Below are 14,389 nucleotides of genomic sequence, written 5' to 3' on the forward strand. Positions count from 1 at the left end.
GCGAGCCACACCGTGGCTCGCGGCCTTTACCAGCGATACCGCAACGTCGCCATCACCGTGCGCTCCGCACCCCAATAGCAGCTCACGGCCGTGCCCAGGCAGTTGGCCACGTAACGCTTGTCGAACAGATTGGACACGTTCAACGCGACCTGCGCGCCGGCGAGAGCCGGGCTGGCGCGACCCAGGTCGTAGCGGATCGCCGCATCGACCAACGTCACGGCCGGAATGGCGTAGTTGTTGTTCAGATCGCCATAGAATCCGCCGCGGTACGTCACGCCGGCGCCCAGGCCCACGCCTTGCAACGGGCCGTCGCGCAGCGTGTAGTCTGCCCACAGGGCGGCCTGATGGCGCGGCACGAAGTTGAGCTGATTGCCGCGCTGCGCGGGATTGTTGCTCTTGGTGATCTCGCTGTCGCTAAGCGCGTAAGACATCGTCAGATCCAGGCCGTTCTCGAAACTGGCCTTGCCCTCCAGCTCCAGCCCCTGCACCTGAACCCGGCCGGTCTGCACGACAAAGCTGGTATTGACCGGGTCCGGCGTGCTGACGTTGTTCTGGTTGATCTGGAACGCCGACAGCGTCACGAAGCTGGCGTAGCCGTTGGGCTGGAACTTGATGCCGGCTTCATACTGCTCACCGGTCGTTGGCTTGAGCGGGGATCCGTCGCGCAGCACGCCCGTCACGGGCTGGAAAGACGTGGAATAGCTGAGATAGGGCGCCAGGCCGTTGTCAAAGCGATACGTGACGCCGAGGCGGCCGGTGAAGCGGTTGGCGTCGGCATCGCGCGAGGTCCACGCCCACTGCCCGGCGCTGCCGCGTGCGCCGGTATCGGTGGTGCCTTCGGTCCAGTCGTAACGGCCCACCAGCGTGAACAGCAGCCGGTCAAGTTCGATCTGGTCCTGCGCGTACACCCCCAACTGGTTGCGCGTCATGTTGATCTTGGTGGCCGTGGGCGGACGCGTCACGGGCGTTCCGTAGTCAGGGTTGAACACGTCGAACAGCGGCGAAGCCGGCGGCAGCATCAGCCCCAGGCTGCTTTCGTTGTAGCGCGACTTTTCCCTCAGGTAATCCAGGCCGAAGGTGAGGTCGTGGCGTGTGGGGCCGGCCGTGAATTTGGCGTTCAACTGGTTGTCGACCTGGAACGCATGCGATGTCTCGGGGAAGGCCCAGGCGTACCGGATCGCCTGGGTTTCCGACGTCATCGCGCCGATCTGCACGCGGCGGGTGTTGGTGTCAACGTTCGTGTACCGGGCGCTTTGCCGTACGCTCCAGGTGTCGTTCAGACGGTGGTCCAGCGTGTAGCCCACCATGGTCTGCTCGTTGGTGAAGATGTCGTAGCCGGGTTCGCCCACGAAGCGGTCTCGCGGAATGTAGCCGGCGCTGCTCTTTTCCAGCGTCCCGATGACCGGCAGCACGGGCGCGCCGCCGCCGCCGTGGCTGGTGATCTTCTGATACTGCACATTCAGATTCAGGCTGGTGTCAGATGACGGGTGCCAGGTGAAGCTGGGCGCGATGAACTGGCGTTCATCGTCGACGTGCTGGTATTGCGTGTCGCTATCGCGCAAGGTGCCGGTCAGGCGATACAGGAATTTGCCTTCGTCGTCAGCCGGCCCGGAAAAGTCGAACGATCCCTGGTACCGGTTGAAGCTGCCCGCCTGCAGGACGACCTCATTGATCGGCTCGGCAGTGGGACGCTTGCTGGTCATGTTCACCAGCCCGCCCGGGGCGCTCTGGCCGTAGAGGCCAGACGACGGTCCCTTCAGGATCTCTATCCGTTCCAGGCCATAGGTGTCGATGCGCGGCTGCGCATATCCCCGCGCGCCGAAGGGCAGAAGCAGGCCATCCAGATAGCGCGCCGGGGTGAACCCGCGGATGGTCAGCCAGTCATAGCGCACGTCGTTGTCGCCGTACTGGGCGAAGATGCCCGGCGTGTAGCGGACGGCCTGCGCCAGCGAGGTCACCCCGCGCCAGTCCATTTCATTGCGGGTGATGACGTTGATGGTCTGGGGCGTGTCGATCAGGGCCGCGTCCGACTTGGTGCCGGACCGGCTGCGCGTGGCGACGAAGTCGGCGCCGGAGGTCGGCGACGCATCGCTCGATCCTTGCACCACGACCGGGGACAGCGTGGAAACACCGGCGGCCGCCGATGGAGCGGGTTGCGCGCCGACGGACGCGGACGCCGCAAAGGCTGCGAGCAATGCCAACGGCAACGGCTTGACGGAGAAGAACACGGGGGTTACCACCTGATCAATTTATAATTAACAAGAATCATTCCTGTGCGACGGCATGATTCCAGAAGCGCCGCCGGATGTCTGACGATTTTGCGGCGCCAATTGACGGTTTTGCTGCACTCAACGCAATTGCGCTTGTTACCCATGCCCGCTGTGCTCTCGCTCGACCCGTATACCGCTCCAGTCAAGCCTCACGAATGGTGGCGAGGCACACTTCCCACGGTGCCCGCGACGCAGGACTGGGAAAACGTTATCCAGTGCGTGGTGCGCGTCGAGGAAGGCGTCAGCGTGGTGGTGCTGGACGGCTGCCCATCGGCTGCGCTGACGATTCCGGCGCCGGGCGCACCCGTGTTCGGCATGCAGGTATGGCTGGAGGGCGACGCAGTGCTGGCGCTGGACGGCGGCAAGCCACTGAAAGTGTCCGGGGGCGTGGCGCTGCTCTTCAACCACGAGCAGCCAGTGGGCTGGACCACGCACCTTTACGCGAAGCGGCGCGTCCGGATGCTGGATATCCGATACACCCCCGATGCCCTGGCACGTGCAGGCGACTCGGCACCCATCACCCTGCTGACCCGGCGGTTTCGCCAAGACGTCAGCGTGCCGACCCACGGATCGTTGGTGGCATCGCTGGACGCGCCCGCCAGCCTGCTGACGTTGGCTACCGATATTTCACGCGACGCGCCGACGGCTCCCGAGGCGCGCCGGATCTGGTATCGCGCCAAGTCGCTCGAGATGCTGGCTGCCTTTGTGGAATTGCTTTCAGTGCCGGAAGTGCTGAAGGGGCCCGCCGCAGAGGAGCGTCAGCAGGTGCAGCAAGCTTGCCGTCTGCTGCGGGAACGCTGCTCGGAACATTGGCCGCCGGGGCGTGTCGCGCGGGCGGTGGGTTTGTCAGAAAGACGGCTTCAGGAATTGATGCGCGAAAACGTCGGCCGTTCGGTTCACGCCTATCTGAGCGACGCGCGGCTGGTTCGCGCTTCGGACCTGCTGCGCAGCGGCATGAGCGTGACGCAGGTGGCCGGCGACTTGGGGTATTCAAGCCTCAGTCATTTCAGCAAGATCTTCAAGGCGCGATACGGCGCATCGCCACGCGCCTGGTAAGGCGCCGAACGTGCGCCGCGGAAACGTCGTTCAACCGATGCGCATCAAACCGCCGGCCCCTCGATCAGCCACTGCAACATCCTTTGCAGCGAATCCCGGTCATATTCCGCATCGGTAAGCCGGTATTGCTCCGGATCGCGGTTCACCCATGAATCGGTCACCGTCCATGCATCGCCGTCCTGCTCCAGCCGAAGTGCATAAATCCAATTGCCGGTCCAACTCCGATGCAAACGCAGCCAGCCGTCGTGCAGGTAGATGAACCATTTGTCTTCCATTTCCTTCGGCACGAAGCCTTGCTGCAAGCGGGCGTACTCGTCGGCGGTATAACGCCCCTGAAAATGCAGCGGTTCACGCTGCGCCGGCGCAGGCAGGTGCTTCCAGGAGTCTTGGGTGGCGATGGGCATGTAGGTGCTTCTGTTCTATGCTGAATCCCTCGCATACTACCAAGGCCGCGCCATGCACCTTCAAGCCGCCATTCCTATCCTGCGCATTTTCTCCGTGGAAAAGGCGCGCGACTTTTACCTGGATTTTCTTGGGTTCACCTGGGATTGGGAGCATCGCTTCGAAGCGGGGTTTCCGCTGTACGCGCAGGTGCATCGCGGGGATCTGGTGCTGCATCTGTCCGAGCATCATGGCGATGCGACGCCGGGGTCGGCGGTGTTTGTGCGGATGCAGGGCGTGGATGAATTCCACGCGGAAGTCAGCGCCAGAAAGTATGCCTACATGCGGCCCGGCGTCCAGGAGATGCCGTGGGGGCGCGTGATGGCGGTGATCGATCCGTTTGGCAATCGGCTGAGCTTTTGCGAATCGCAGGACTAGCGGCTGGCGGCTAAACCCCCAGATAGCGGTGCGCCAGGTCGGGCTGCGCGGCCAGTTCGGCGGGGCTGCCTTGCCAGACAACGCGACCCTTTTCCAGAACGTGGTGCCGGTCCACCAGGGTCGCCATTTCCTTGAGGTTCTTGTCGATTACAAGAATGGTCTGGCCTTCTTCCTTCAAGCGGCGCAGGCAGTTCCAGATTTCCTGGCGGATCAAAGGCGCCAAGCCTTCGGTGGCTTCGTCCAGGATGAGCAGACGCGGGTTGATGAGCAGGGCGCGGCCGACGGCCAGCATCTGCTGTTCGCCGCCGGAAAGCGTGCGGGCCGATTGGGTGCGGCGTTCCTTCAGGCGCGGGAACAGGTCGAAGACGCGGCCGACGTGCCAGCCGGCGCGGGTGTTGCGGGCGGTGGCGACCAGGTTTTCCTCGACGGACAACGACCCGAACACGCGGCGGCCTTCTGGAACGAGGCCGATGCCTAGCTGCGCGATGCGGTGCGGGGCCATGCCGGTGATGGGCTTGCCGTCGAGCAGGATGGCGCCGCCCTGCGCGGGCAGCATGCCCATCAAGGTCTTGACGGTAGTGGTCTTGCCCATGCCGTTGCGGCCGATCAGCGAGACGACCTGCCGGGGCGCGATATCCATGTCGACGCCGAAGAGCACTTTGCTGGCGCCATAGCCGCCCAGCAGTTGGTTCACTTGCAGCATCAGTCCTCCTCGCCCAGGTAGGCGGCGCGCACGTCGGGATGGCGGCGCACCTCGTCGGGCGTGCCGGTGAAAATGGTTTTGCCGTAAACCAGCACGGTGACGCGATCGGCCAGCGCGAACACGGCGTCCATGTCGTGTTCGACCAGCAGGATGGCGTAACGGCCCTTCAGGGTCTGGAGCAGCGCGGTCATGCGTTGCGATTCCTCGGCGCCCATGCCGGCCATGGGCTCGTCCAGCAGCAGCACGGACGCGTCCAGCGACAGCGCCATGGCCAGTTCCAGCTGGCGCTTCTCACCGTGCGCCAGCGCCGACACGCGCACGCTGGCGCGTCCGGCCAGACCGACGCGTTCGAGCGCGTCGCGCGCCGGTTCGCGCAGCCGGGCCATGCGCCGCGCGTTGCGCCACAGGTTGAAGCCGCCGGGGCTGTGCGCCTGCACTGCCATGGCGACGTTGTCTTCGGCGGTGAAGTCTGGGTAGAGCTGGCTGATCTGAAATGACCGGGCCAGGCCTGCGGCCGGACGCCGGTGGGCGGGCATGCGGGTGATGTCGGCGCCGTCGAGCCAGATGCTGCCGGCGTCGGGCAGGATTTCACCGCTGATCTGCGAGAGCAGGGTGGTCTTGCCCGCGCCGTTGGGGCCGATGAGGGCGTGCAGTTCGCCGGGGCGGACCGCCAGGTCGACGCCCTGGGTGGCGTGCACCGCGCCAAAGGATTTCTGCAGGCCGCGGATTTCCAGTTTGGGGCTCGTCATTGTTTACCTCCCGCCAACCAGCCGTACACGCCGCGTTTTCCGAAGAGCACCACCAGCACCAGCACGGGGCCCAGGATCAGCATCCAGTGTTCGGTCCAGCCGGTGGCAACCTGCTCCAGGCCCAGGTATACGGCCACGCCGAGCACGGGGCCGAAGATCGAGCCCATGCCGCCCAGGATGACCATTGCCATCAGTTCGCCGGACTTCTGCCAGGCCGACATGTCGGGGCTGACAAAGAGTGCGTAGTTGGCCCACAGCGCGCCGGCAAGTCCGGTGCCGGCGGCTGACAGTACGAACGCCGTAAGGCGGTAGCGCAGCGGCGCCAAGCCCAGTCCGATGCTGCGGCGGGGATTCTGCTTGATGCTTTGCAGCGCCATGCCGAAGGGCGAATTGACGATGCGCCGGCACACGATGATCCAGACGGTCATGAGCGCCAGGCACACGTAGTAGAAGGTGGTTGGATCGTTCAGGTTCAGCCCGGGCAGCGTGTTGCGCGCATCGATGGACAGGCCGTCGTCGCCGCCATACACCATCAGCCCGACAAGGATGAAGTACAGCATCTGCCCGAAGGCGAGCGTGATCATGATGAATTGCACGCCGGTGGTGCGCAGCGACAGAAAGCCCACCACCAGTCCGGCCAGCGCGGCAACGGCGATGGCAAGCGGCCACATGACGAGCGCGGCGTTGCTGCCGCTCCAGCCGAACAGCGTCTCGCCCTGGTTGACGTGAAAGGCGGCGATGCCGATGACGTAGCCGCCCAGACCGAAGAACGCGGCGTGGCCGAAGCTGACCATGGCGCCGTAGCCCAGGATCAGGTCCAGGCTGACGGCCGCGATGGCGTAGATGAGAAAGCGCGTCATGAGGTTGACGAGAAAGCTCTCGCCCGTGGCCTGCGCGATGGCCGGCACCAGCACGAAAAGCAGCAGCCCGATGGCGTTGACGATGACGCCGCGGGTCAGGCGCGGTCCGCCTGCGGTGTAGGTGTCTGACACCCCCGATGCACGGTCGTGGCATGTGGCGTTTGCGTCAGGGGTGTCAGACACCGGGGCAACTGCGGCAGACGGTGGAATTGATCTGGTCATGAATATCTTTCCTATCGCTGGGCCGGCACCAGTCCGCGCGGCTTGAACAGCAGCACGATGGCCATCAGGATGTAGATGCTGGCGGACACGAGGCTTGAACTCGCGGAGTCCGATAGCTCGGGCGGCAGCAGGCGCGACATCCAGAAGGGGATGTAGGCGCGCCCCAGCGCATCGGTCATGCCGATCATCAGCGACCCGACCAGCGCGCCGCGCACGGAGCCCACGCCTCCCACCACGATGACGACGAACGTGGTGATGAGGATGCGCTCGCCCATGCCGATCTCCACCGCCAACAGGGGCGCGGCCATGACGCCAGCAAAGCCGCAGAGCAGGGCGCCCAGCGTGAAGATCAGCGTGAAGAGGCGCTGAATGTTCACGCCCAGCGCGTCGACCATTTCGCCATCGTCTGCACCAGCGCGCACCAGCATGCCGACCCGTGTGCGCGAGATCAGCAGCCACAGGCCCACCGCCACCAGCGCGCCCGCGCCGATGAAGGCGAGCCGCATGATGGGATAGTTCAACCCGGGCAGGAGCGCGACGGACCCGGACAGGAAGGGCGGGATATCCATGAAGGGCGGACTGCGGCCGAACAGCACGGTGACCAGCTCATTGGTGAACAGGGTTAGCCCCAGCGTGGCCAGCACCTGATCCAGGTGGTCGCGCCGGTAAAGGTGGCGGATGACCAGCAGTTCGATCACCAGTCCGTACAGCGCCGCGCCGGCGAGCGCGGCCAGCAGGGCGGCCGCGAACGAGCCCGTGGAGGCCGCCGCGCTGGCCGCGCAGAACGCGCCCACCATGTAGAACGAGCCGTGCGTCAAGTTGATGACGTTCATGATGCCGAAAACCAGCGTCAAACCCGCCGACAACAGAAACAGCAAGGCGCTGTACTGCAGGCCGTTCAGGACCTGCTCCAGGAACATCAGCATTACGACTCCTTCTTGGGAGAGCCTGTTTGGCGAGGCCGCGCGGCGCCGGCGAGCCCGGCGCCGCGCACCTTGTGCCGCGTCATGGCATCTTGCAGTCCGCCGCGTGCACGTCAGTGTGGTCGCGCGCAAGCACCTTCAGGTTCTTGTAGACCAGCTTGCCGTCGGGGCCCGCTTCAATGTGCAGCAGATACCAGTCCTGAATCGGATGCTGGTTCGATCCGAACTTGAACTTGCCGCGCACGCTGGGAAAGTCGGCGCGCCGCAGGGCATTGCGGAAGTCGTCGGGTTTGCCGGTGATGTCGCCGTTCACGGCTTTCAAGGCGGAACCGATCAGATTGGCTGTGTCGTAGGCCTGGGCCGCGTAGGCGGTGGGCGGGCGGTTGTAGGCCTTGGTGAAGGCCTCGACGAAGTGCTTGCTCTGCGGGTTGTCCAGGTCAGCGCTCCACAGCGAACTCAGGTAAAAGCCCTTGCCCGCGGTGCCCGTTGCCGCCAGCATGCGGTCGTCCATCGAGTAGATGGGCGTGATCATCTTGATCTTGTCGGCCAGCCCCGAGTTGGCGAACTGCTTGGTCAGGTTGATGCCCGCACCGCCCGGATGAAACTGGAAGATGGCGTCGGGATTGAGCGAGCGGATGCGCGCCAGCTCCACCGAGAAGTCGGCCTGCTCGAGCTTGGTGTAGATCTCGTCGGCGATCTCGCCTTTGTACGTGCGCTTGAAGCCGGCAATGGCGTCGCGGCCCGCCTGGTAGTTCGGGGCCATGATGACCACGCGCTTGGCGCCCAGCTCGTTGGCGGCCATGCCGGCGGTGTCGGCGTAGGAGTCGTTCTGGAACGCCACCGAGAAATAATTGGGGTTGCAGGCCTTGCCCGCGAAGTTGGACGGGCCGGCGTTCAGGCTGACGTAGAAGGCGCCGGCGTTGAGCACGGTAGGCCCGACGGCGGCCATGACGTTCGAGAAATTGATGCCGGTGAACAGACGCACGCCGCCTTGCACCATCTTGTCGGCGATCTGCTTGGCGTTCGCGGGCTTGAGCGCGTCGTCCTCGACGCGCACGTTGACCGGCACGCCGCCCAGCTTGCCGCCGCCTTCCTTGACGGCCAGCATGAAGGCATCGCGCTCGTCTTCGCCGATGTAGCCGGCGGGCGTGGACAGGGTGCCGATGAATCCGATGTCCACGGGTTTCTGCTGGGCGCTGGCCGCGTACGAGGCCAATGACAGCATGACGGCGGCCGCGCCGCGGATGGTGCTTTTGTGCATGGTTGTCTCCTCTTGTACTGATGCTTGTATGCCGGATGCGCTTTGGCAATCGGCGTTTTACGTGTTGCGTCTGCTGAGACGTCTATTGCTGCGTCGATTACTGCGGCATGCCTCCCGCCAGGCAGTTTTCTACCCTCCACCCATATAGCCACTGCAGTGCGTCCTGGAACTGGGCCTGGCTGCGCCCCGTCCACAGCATGTTGCGCACGGTGCGTTCCACGCCGCGCGCGTGATAGAGCCTGCCCATTTCGCGTGTGGACCACACCACGCGCGCAGTGCGCGGGATGCGGACCGATTCGTACAACCGGAAGGCGGCGGGCAGGTCGTGCTCGCACTGCCTGATGGCCTCGCCCAGCGTCACGGCGTCTTCCAGCGCCATGCAGGCGCCCTGCGCCATGTATTGCGTCATGGGATGGGCGGCGTCGCCCAGGATCGTGACGCGGCCCTCGCCCCAACGTTCCACGGGTTCGCGATCGGCGGTCGCCCAGCGCTTCCATGAAGTTGGTCTGTCCAGCATCTGGTGCGGCGTGGGGTGGATGCCCTGGAAGTACGACAGCACCTCTTCCTTGCTGCCTTCCCGCACGCCCCATTCTTCCTGTTCGCGGCTATGGAAGGTGACGACCAGGTTGTATTGCTGCCCGCCGCGCAGCGGGTAGTGCACCAGGTGGCAATGCGGCCCGGCCCATAGCACCGGGGCGTTGATGCGCAGCTCACGAGGCATGTTCTCCTCGTCAACCACAGCGCGGTAGACGACGTGGCCCGTGACGCGCGCCGGATCGCCCACCATGCGCTCGCGGATCACGGACTTGACGCCGTCGGCGCCCACCACCGCATCGGCCCGGTACCGGTTGCCTTGCGTGTCCACGACTTCCACACCGTGATCGTCCTGCGCCATGCTGGCGATCTGCGTGGACGTGCGGAACTGGATCAGCGGGTCCCGCTGCACGGCCTCCAGGATCGACAGATGGATGTCTGCGCGATGGATCACCGCGTACGGGCCGCCAAACCGCGCGCGGAACGCCTCGCCGGTGTCGATGCGCACGACCTCCTTGGCGTCCACCGCATCCATCATGATGATGTGGTCGGTGAAGACTGCGCGCTCGCGCGCCGTACGGCCCACGCCCAGCGCATCCAGCGCCGCGAAGGCATTGGGGCCGAGCTGGATGCCGGCGCCGATCTCGCCGATGTGCGCCGCCTGCTCCAGCAATTGCACGGCGATTCCCTGCCGCGTCAACGCCAGCGCGGCCGCCAGCCCGCCGATGCCGCCGCCCACGACGATCACGGTTTGCGTCTTCGGCTTTGCAGCCTGGTTCTTAGTCATGTCGGAATCTCGCGGGATCAGTCGTGGCCGCCCAGGAAGGCGCCCTGTTGCTTCAATTGCGCCTGCAGCGCGGGGATGGAAACGTCGCCGGGCGCGATACCGTCGCGTAGCGCCATCGCGGATGCGGTCCCCGCGGCCTCGCCCATGACGAAGCAGCTACCGCTGACGCGCGCCGCGGACTGGCCCTCGTGCGTCATCGACGCGCAGCGGCCGGCCACCAGCACATTGCTGGCCACGCCCGCACCGCGCCGCGGCACCATCATGCGAAACGGCAGCTGGTTGTAGCCACGCGATTCGGGAATGGGCGGCCATACCCACTTCACGTCGCCTGCCATGTGCATCTCCAGCGGCCAGCCGTTCACGCCGATGCTGTCGGGAAAGTCCGCGCAGCCCAGCACATGCTCCTGCGTCAGCACGGCCTCGCCCAGGATGCGGCGCGTCTCGCGGATGCCCAGCTGCGGGGCGATGTCCAGCACATAAGCCTGTTCGAAGCCAGGCACCTTGGCGCGCAGGAACGCCAGGTAGTTCATGATCTGCCGGCGGCCTTCCAGCTCGCCTGCCGACAAGGAATCCGCGTCCGTCCCGTCGGCCGCGCTGCCGTCCGCGTTGGCCAGCTGCGTGACGTTGACGCGCCATTCGTAATCGTGCTTTTGCGGGCGAACGATGGCGCCTTTGCGCGGAAACGTGAATTCGCCGCTGGCCGCGGCCTCGTCCATCAGCGCGGGGATGGTCTTCCAGGCCTCTTGCGCGCGCGCGCCGTCGACGTTGCCCACCTTGAACATCAGCGTGGGGTAGAGCATGTGGCCGTGGGCGTCGCCCTTTTCAAACGGCAGGCCGCCCCACTGCGCCATATCGGCGTCGCCCGAGCAATCGATGAAGATCTTTGCCCGCACGGCACAGCGGCCGGACTTGGTTTCCAGGAACAGCGCGTCCACGCGGCCCTGCTCGTCGCGCGTCAGACCCGTGGCCAGCGCATGGAACAGCACCTGCGCGCCGCTGTCCTGCACCAGGCCGTCGGCCGCGCACTTGAAGGCCGAGATGTCGTAGGCCTGCGCGTGAATCTTGCCCAGGATCAGGTGCGGATCGTTCAGTCCGTCCATCGCGCGCATGCGGTCCAGCAGGTCATTGGTCATGCCGTGCACCACCTGCCGGATGTCGCCGTGTATGTTGGCGTGCAAGCCGCAGAAGTTGGACACGCCGGCGGCGGTGCCCATGCCGCCCAGGAAACCGTATCGCTCCACCAGCAGCACGCTCGCGCCATTGCGCGCGGCGCTGGCGGCCGCCAGCACGCCGGCTGGGCCGCCGCCCAGGACGACGACCTCGTACTCGCCATACAGCGGCACCTGACGGGCGGGTTCGGTGATGACCATCTGACTCTCCTTGCTTTCATTGCAGCCGGCGCGCGGCGTCCTTATTGGCCCTCTTTGGCCTTCTTACTGGCCCTTGATGCCCAGCTTCTTGATCAGGGGCTCCCAGCGTTTCAACTCGTCATCCATGTAGGCGCGGAATTGCGCGGGCGTATCGCCCACCGGATCCATGAACTGCGCCTGTAGCCGCTTCGCGACCTCGGGATCGCGAATCGCCTGGATCAGCGCGTCCGACAGCTTCTTCTGCACGTCCGCCGGTGCCTTGGACGACACCACGAAGCCGATCCACGCCGAGCCTTCGATCCCCTGCACACCCACTTCGGCCAGCGTCGGAATGTCGGGTAGCAGCGCGGACCGCTTGGACGACGTCACCGCCAGCGCCTTTAGCCGGCCATCCTTCACCATGGGCATCACCGCAATGGGCGGCAGCGCGGCAAACTGCGTGTCGCCCGACAGCAGCGACGTCAGCGCCGCCGGCGACGACGGGTAGGGAACATGCGTGGCGCGCGCACCGATCTGCTGCAGTAGCAGTTCGACCGCCAGATGCGACACCGTGCCCGCGCCCGGCGACGGGAAGTTGAACTTGTCCGGGTTCTTTTTCAGCGCGTCCAGCAGCTGTTCGACGTTGCCGATGCCGGCAGCGGCGGGCACCACCAGCACGTTGGGCTGATGCACCGCCAGCGTCAGCGGCGCCAGGTCCGTGGCGGGTGCATACGGCAGCTTGTCGAACAGCAGCGTGTTGTTCACCAGCGGCCCGGTGATCGAAACACCGAAGGTGTAGCCGTCGGGCTTGGCGTTGGCGATGGCGAACGTGCCGATGTTGCCGCTGGCGCCCGGTTTGTTTTCCACAACGATGGTCTGGCCCAGAATCGCGCCGGCCTTTTCGCTGACGATGCGGGCCACCTGATCAGGGCTGGAGCCCGGGCCGAATGGCACGACTGCCTTGAGCGGCTGCGCCGGCCAGACGTCGGCGGCGGTCGCGGTCGCCGTCGCGGCCAGCGGCGCCAGCACGGCGACGCTTAGTGCCGCCAGGCGGCGCGCAACCGCGCGGCCCGGCTGCAAGGTCGAAGCTTCAAGCATGCGTGTCTCCCACGTCCTTCATGGTGTCGAAGTAGGTCTGTTCATTGGCGATGAAGGCGGCAACCATCGCGCGATACGTGGCGTCCACAACCTGCTCCAGATTGGCAAAGCCCCGGTTGTGGCGCTCGGCCAGCGCCCGGGCTTTTTCAAATACCTGGGCCTGCCGCGCGGGCGCGCTGACCTGAAAGGCGTCGCGCTTGAACCGCGCGGCGTCTTTCACGTACATCGCGCGCTCGGCGATCAGCCGCACGATCTCGTCGTCCAGCCGGTCGATGTTGGCGCGCACGTCGGCCAGATTGGCGCAAAGCGGGCGATAGGCCGGATCGGTGTACTCGCGCAGCGGCGCGCCATGGGTGTCGGGTTCTTTGCTCACTGGGTGTAGTCCGGTTGCTGCGCGGGCGCAGCCTGCTGGAAGGCGGGTTGCGCATTGCAGTGTTCGACGATGCGCAGAATGCGCGGATAGGCGGACAGGTCGCAGCCCATGCGCTGCGCATTGGCCACCTGCGGCACCAGGCAGCAGTCCGCCAGCGTGGGCGCGTCGCCAAAGCAGTACGCGCCATGTCCGTGACGCGCCAGCAGCGCCTCCACCGCCGTCAGGCCCTCACGGATCCAGTGGTGATACCAGGCGTTCTTCTGCGCGTCAGTCGCGCCCAGCACGTCCTGCAGATAGCGCAGGATGCGCATGTTGTTGACCGGATGGATGTCGCACGAGATCGCATGGGACAGCTCCAGCACGCGGGCGCGCGCCAGCGTGCCGGCAGGGATCAGTGGCGGTTCCGGATGCGTGGCGTCCAGATAGTCGATGATGGCAAGCGATTGCGAAAGCGCCTCCTCGCCATCGACCAGCAACGGCACGCCGGCCGACGGGTTGCGCGCCACGTAGTCCGGCGCCCGCTGCTCCTGCTTGCGCAGGTTCACGGGCAGGTATTCGTAGGACAGGCCCTTGAGCGCAAGCGCGATGCGCACGCGGTAGGAGGTGGAGCTGTTGAAGAAGTTGTGAAGTTGCATGCAAGTCTCCCGGCCTTAAGCCATCTGCACGCTCAGCGTGCCCAGCCCGTCCACGCCGCCGACCATCCTGTCGCCGCGCACCACCGGCCCCACGCCTTCGGGCGTGCCGGTGTAAATCAGGTCGCCGGCTTCCAGACGGAAGTATTTGGAGAGGTACGCAATGGTCTCGGCGATGGACCAGATCAGCTTGCCGACGTCGCTTCGCTGCTTGTCGGCGCCGTTGACCTGCAGCCAGATGTTGGCCTTTTCAATGTCCTTGACCGATTGCGCGGGATGGAGCGGGCCGATGGGCGCGCTCTGGTCAAAAGCCTTGCCTAGTTCCCACGGCCGGCCCGCTTCGCGCATCGACATCTGCAGATCGCGGCGCGTCATGTCCAGGCCGACGGCATACCCCCACACGTGTTGCAGTGCCTCATCGACGGCGATGTTGGCGCCGCCCTTGCCGATGGCCGCGACCAGCTCGATCTCGTAATGCAGGTTCGACGTTTCCGGCGGGTAGGGCAGAGAGAGCGTGCTGCCTTCGGCGACCGGCACCACGGCGTCGGCCGGCTTGCAGAAGAAGAACGGCGGCTCGCGGTCAGGGTCAAAGCCCATCTCGCGCGCATGGGCGGCGTAGTTACGGCCGACGCAGTACACGCGTCGCACGGGAAAACTGTCCTGGCTGCCGGCGATGGGCACAGCTACGGGCGCGGCGGGAGCAAACACAAACGACATGGATCACCCTTTGAAGGCGGAGGGAAATTTGAAAGG

At 65.6% G+C, this 14,389-nt stretch carries 15 protein-coding genes; 2 read left to right on the forward strand and 13 right to left on the reverse strand.

Annotated features, from left to right (window positions below; all coding sequences use genetic code 11):
* Positions 1-26: 26 nt before the first annotated feature.
* Complete coding sequence (locus AC6LJW_RS22715) at positions 27-2,228, reverse strand: TonB-dependent siderophore receptor (protein WP_498088311.1); 2,202 nt, start codon at positions 2,226-2,228, stop codon at positions 27-29.
* 102 nt (positions 2,229-2,330) lie between these two features.
* On the opposite strand from AC6LJW_RS22715, the gene AC6LJW_RS22720 reads away from it, so the two are divergent.
* Positions 2,331-3,326: a helix-turn-helix transcriptional regulator gene (locus tag AC6LJW_RS22720; RefSeq protein ID WP_235512012.1), complete on the forward strand. Its 996-nt coding sequence runs from the start codon at positions 2,331-2,333 to the stop codon at positions 3,324-3,326.
* 44 nt (positions 3,327-3,370) lie between these two features.
* On the opposite strand, the gene AC6LJW_RS22725 is transcribed toward AC6LJW_RS22720, so the two are convergent.
* Positions 3,371-3,730 carry a hypothetical protein gene (locus AC6LJW_RS22725; protein WP_427984254.1) on the reverse strand — a complete coding sequence of 120 codons (360 nt, stop codon included), beginning with the start codon at positions 3,728-3,730 and terminating at the stop codon, positions 3,371-3,373.
* Positions 3,731-3,782: 52 nt separating this feature from the next.
* On the opposite strand from AC6LJW_RS22725, the gene AC6LJW_RS22730 reads away from it, so the two are divergent.
* A complete protein-coding gene (locus AC6LJW_RS22730) occupies positions 3,783-4,145 on the forward strand; it encodes a glyoxalase superfamily protein (RefSeq protein ID WP_427984252.1) in 363 nt (120 codons plus the stop codon).
* A 10-nt stretch (positions 4,146-4,155) separates the two neighbouring features.
* Here the strand turns inward: AC6LJW_RS22730 and AC6LJW_RS22735 are convergent, their stop codons facing one another.
* From AC6LJW_RS22735 to AC6LJW_RS22785, 11 genes are all read right to left on the reverse strand, one after another.
* The gene (locus AC6LJW_RS22735) at positions 4,156-4,848 is read right to left on the reverse strand and encodes an ABC transporter ATP-binding protein (protein ID WP_427984251.1); all 693 of its coding nucleotides are present in this window, start codon (positions 4,846-4,848) and stop codon (positions 4,156-4,158) included.
* Positions 4,848-5,597 (reverse strand): ABC transporter ATP-binding protein, encoded by a 750-nt coding sequence (locus tag AC6LJW_RS22740; protein ID WP_056559703.1) that lies wholly within the window; start codon positions 5,595-5,597, stop codon positions 4,848-4,850. The genes AC6LJW_RS22735 and AC6LJW_RS22740 overlap by 1 nt, the downstream gene beginning before the upstream one ends.
* The gene (locus tag AC6LJW_RS22745) at positions 5,594-6,556 is read right to left on the reverse strand and encodes a branched-chain amino acid ABC transporter permease (protein ID WP_498088337.1); all 963 of its coding nucleotides are present in this window, start codon (positions 6,554-6,556) and stop codon (positions 5,594-5,596) included. The genes AC6LJW_RS22740 and AC6LJW_RS22745 overlap by 4 nt, the downstream gene beginning before the upstream one ends.
* A 134-nt stretch (positions 6,557-6,690) precedes the next feature.
* Entirely contained in the window at positions 6,691-7,605 is a 915-nt protein-coding gene (locus tag AC6LJW_RS22750; RefSeq protein ID WP_082578766.1) for a branched-chain amino acid ABC transporter permease, read from the reverse strand.
* A 79-nt stretch (positions 7,606-7,684) separates the two neighbouring features.
* Positions 7,685-8,863: an ABC transporter substrate-binding protein gene (locus tag AC6LJW_RS22755; RefSeq protein WP_498088312.1), complete on the reverse strand. Its 1,179-nt coding sequence runs from the start codon at positions 8,861-8,863 to the stop codon at positions 7,685-7,687.
* 97 nt (positions 8,864-8,960) lie between these two features.
* Positions 8,961-10,184, reverse strand: coding sequence for a 3-hydroxybenzoate 6-monooxygenase (locus AC6LJW_RS22760; RefSeq protein ID WP_498088314.1), 1,224 nt, complete (start codon positions 10,182-10,184; stop codon positions 8,961-8,963).
* Between the two features lie 17 nt (positions 10,185-10,201).
* Positions 10,202-11,554: an FAD-dependent oxidoreductase gene (locus AC6LJW_RS22765; RefSeq protein ID WP_498088315.1), complete on the reverse strand. Its 1,353-nt coding sequence runs from the start codon at positions 11,552-11,554 to the stop codon at positions 10,202-10,204.
* Positions 11,555-11,617: 63 nt separating this feature from the next.
* Entirely contained in the window at positions 11,618-12,631 is a 1,014-nt protein-coding gene (locus AC6LJW_RS22770; RefSeq protein WP_498088316.1) for a Bug family tripartite tricarboxylate transporter substrate binding protein, read from the reverse strand.
* Positions 12,624-13,004 (reverse strand): chorismate mutase, encoded by a 381-nt coding sequence (locus tag AC6LJW_RS22775; RefSeq protein WP_056559687.1) that lies wholly within the window; start codon positions 13,002-13,004, stop codon positions 12,624-12,626. Before AC6LJW_RS22775 ends, AC6LJW_RS22770 begins: the two co-directional genes overlap by 8 nt.
* The gene (gene maiA / locus AC6LJW_RS22780) at positions 13,001-13,639 is read right to left on the reverse strand and encodes a maleylacetoacetate isomerase (RefSeq protein WP_056559684.1); all 639 of its coding nucleotides are present in this window, start codon (positions 13,637-13,639) and stop codon (positions 13,001-13,003) included. Before maiA ends, AC6LJW_RS22775 begins: the two co-directional genes overlap by 4 nt.
* Before the next feature lie 15 nt (positions 13,640-13,654).
* Positions 13,655-14,353, reverse strand: coding sequence for a fumarylacetoacetate hydrolase family protein (locus AC6LJW_RS22785; protein WP_056559681.1), 699 nt, complete (start codon positions 14,351-14,353; stop codon positions 13,655-13,657).
* Between the last annotated feature and the right edge of the window lie 36 nt (positions 14,354-14,389).

It is taken from the genome of Achromobacter sp. 1012554356 (assembly GCF_059760815.1).

What these genes read in the sequence shown, in the direction of transcription:
- AC6LJW_RS22755 (WP_498088312.1), bottom strand. Translation starts at nt 8,863, where the DNA reads ATGCACAAAAGCACCATCCGCGGCGCGGCCGCCGTCATGCTGTCATTG.
- AC6LJW_RS22740 (WP_056559703.1), bottom strand. Translation starts at nt 5,597, where the DNA reads ATGACGAGCCCCAAACTGGAAATCCGCGGCCTGCAGAAATCCTTTGGC.
- AC6LJW_RS22725 (WP_427984254.1), bottom strand. Translation starts at nt 3,730, where the DNA reads ATGCCCATCGCCACCCAAGACTCCTGGAAGCACCTGCCTGCGCCGGCG.
- AC6LJW_RS22770 (WP_498088316.1), bottom strand. Translation starts at nt 12,631, where the DNA reads ATGCTTGAAGCTTCGACCTTGCAGCCGGGCCGCGCGGTTGCGCGCCGC.
- AC6LJW_RS22785 (WP_056559681.1), bottom strand. Translation starts at nt 14,353, where the DNA reads ATGTCGTTTGTGTTTGCTCCCGCCGCGCCCGTAGCTGTGCCCATCGCC.
- AC6LJW_RS22730 (WP_427984252.1), top strand. Translation starts at nt 3,783, where the DNA reads ATGCACCTTCAAGCCGCCATTCCTATCCTGCGCATTTTCTCCGTGGAA.
- maiA (WP_056559684.1), bottom strand. Translation starts at nt 13,639, where the DNA reads ATGCAACTTCACAACTTCTTCAACAGCTCCACCTCCTACCGCGTGCGC.
- AC6LJW_RS22760 (WP_498088314.1), bottom strand. Translation starts at nt 10,184, where the DNA reads ATGACTAAGAACCAGGCTGCAAAGCCGAAGACGCAAACCGTGATCGTC.
- AC6LJW_RS22750 (WP_082578766.1), bottom strand. Translation starts at nt 7,605, where the DNA reads ATGCTGATGTTCCTGGAGCAGGTCCTGAACGGCCTGCAGTACAGCGCC.
- AC6LJW_RS22735 (WP_427984251.1), bottom strand. Translation starts at nt 4,848, where the DNA reads ATGCTGCAAGTGAACCAACTGCTGGGCGGCTATGGCGCCAGCAAAGTG.
- AC6LJW_RS22765 (WP_498088315.1), bottom strand. Translation starts at nt 11,554, where the DNA reads ATGGTCATCACCGAACCCGCCCGTCAGGTGCCGCTGTATGGCGAGTAC.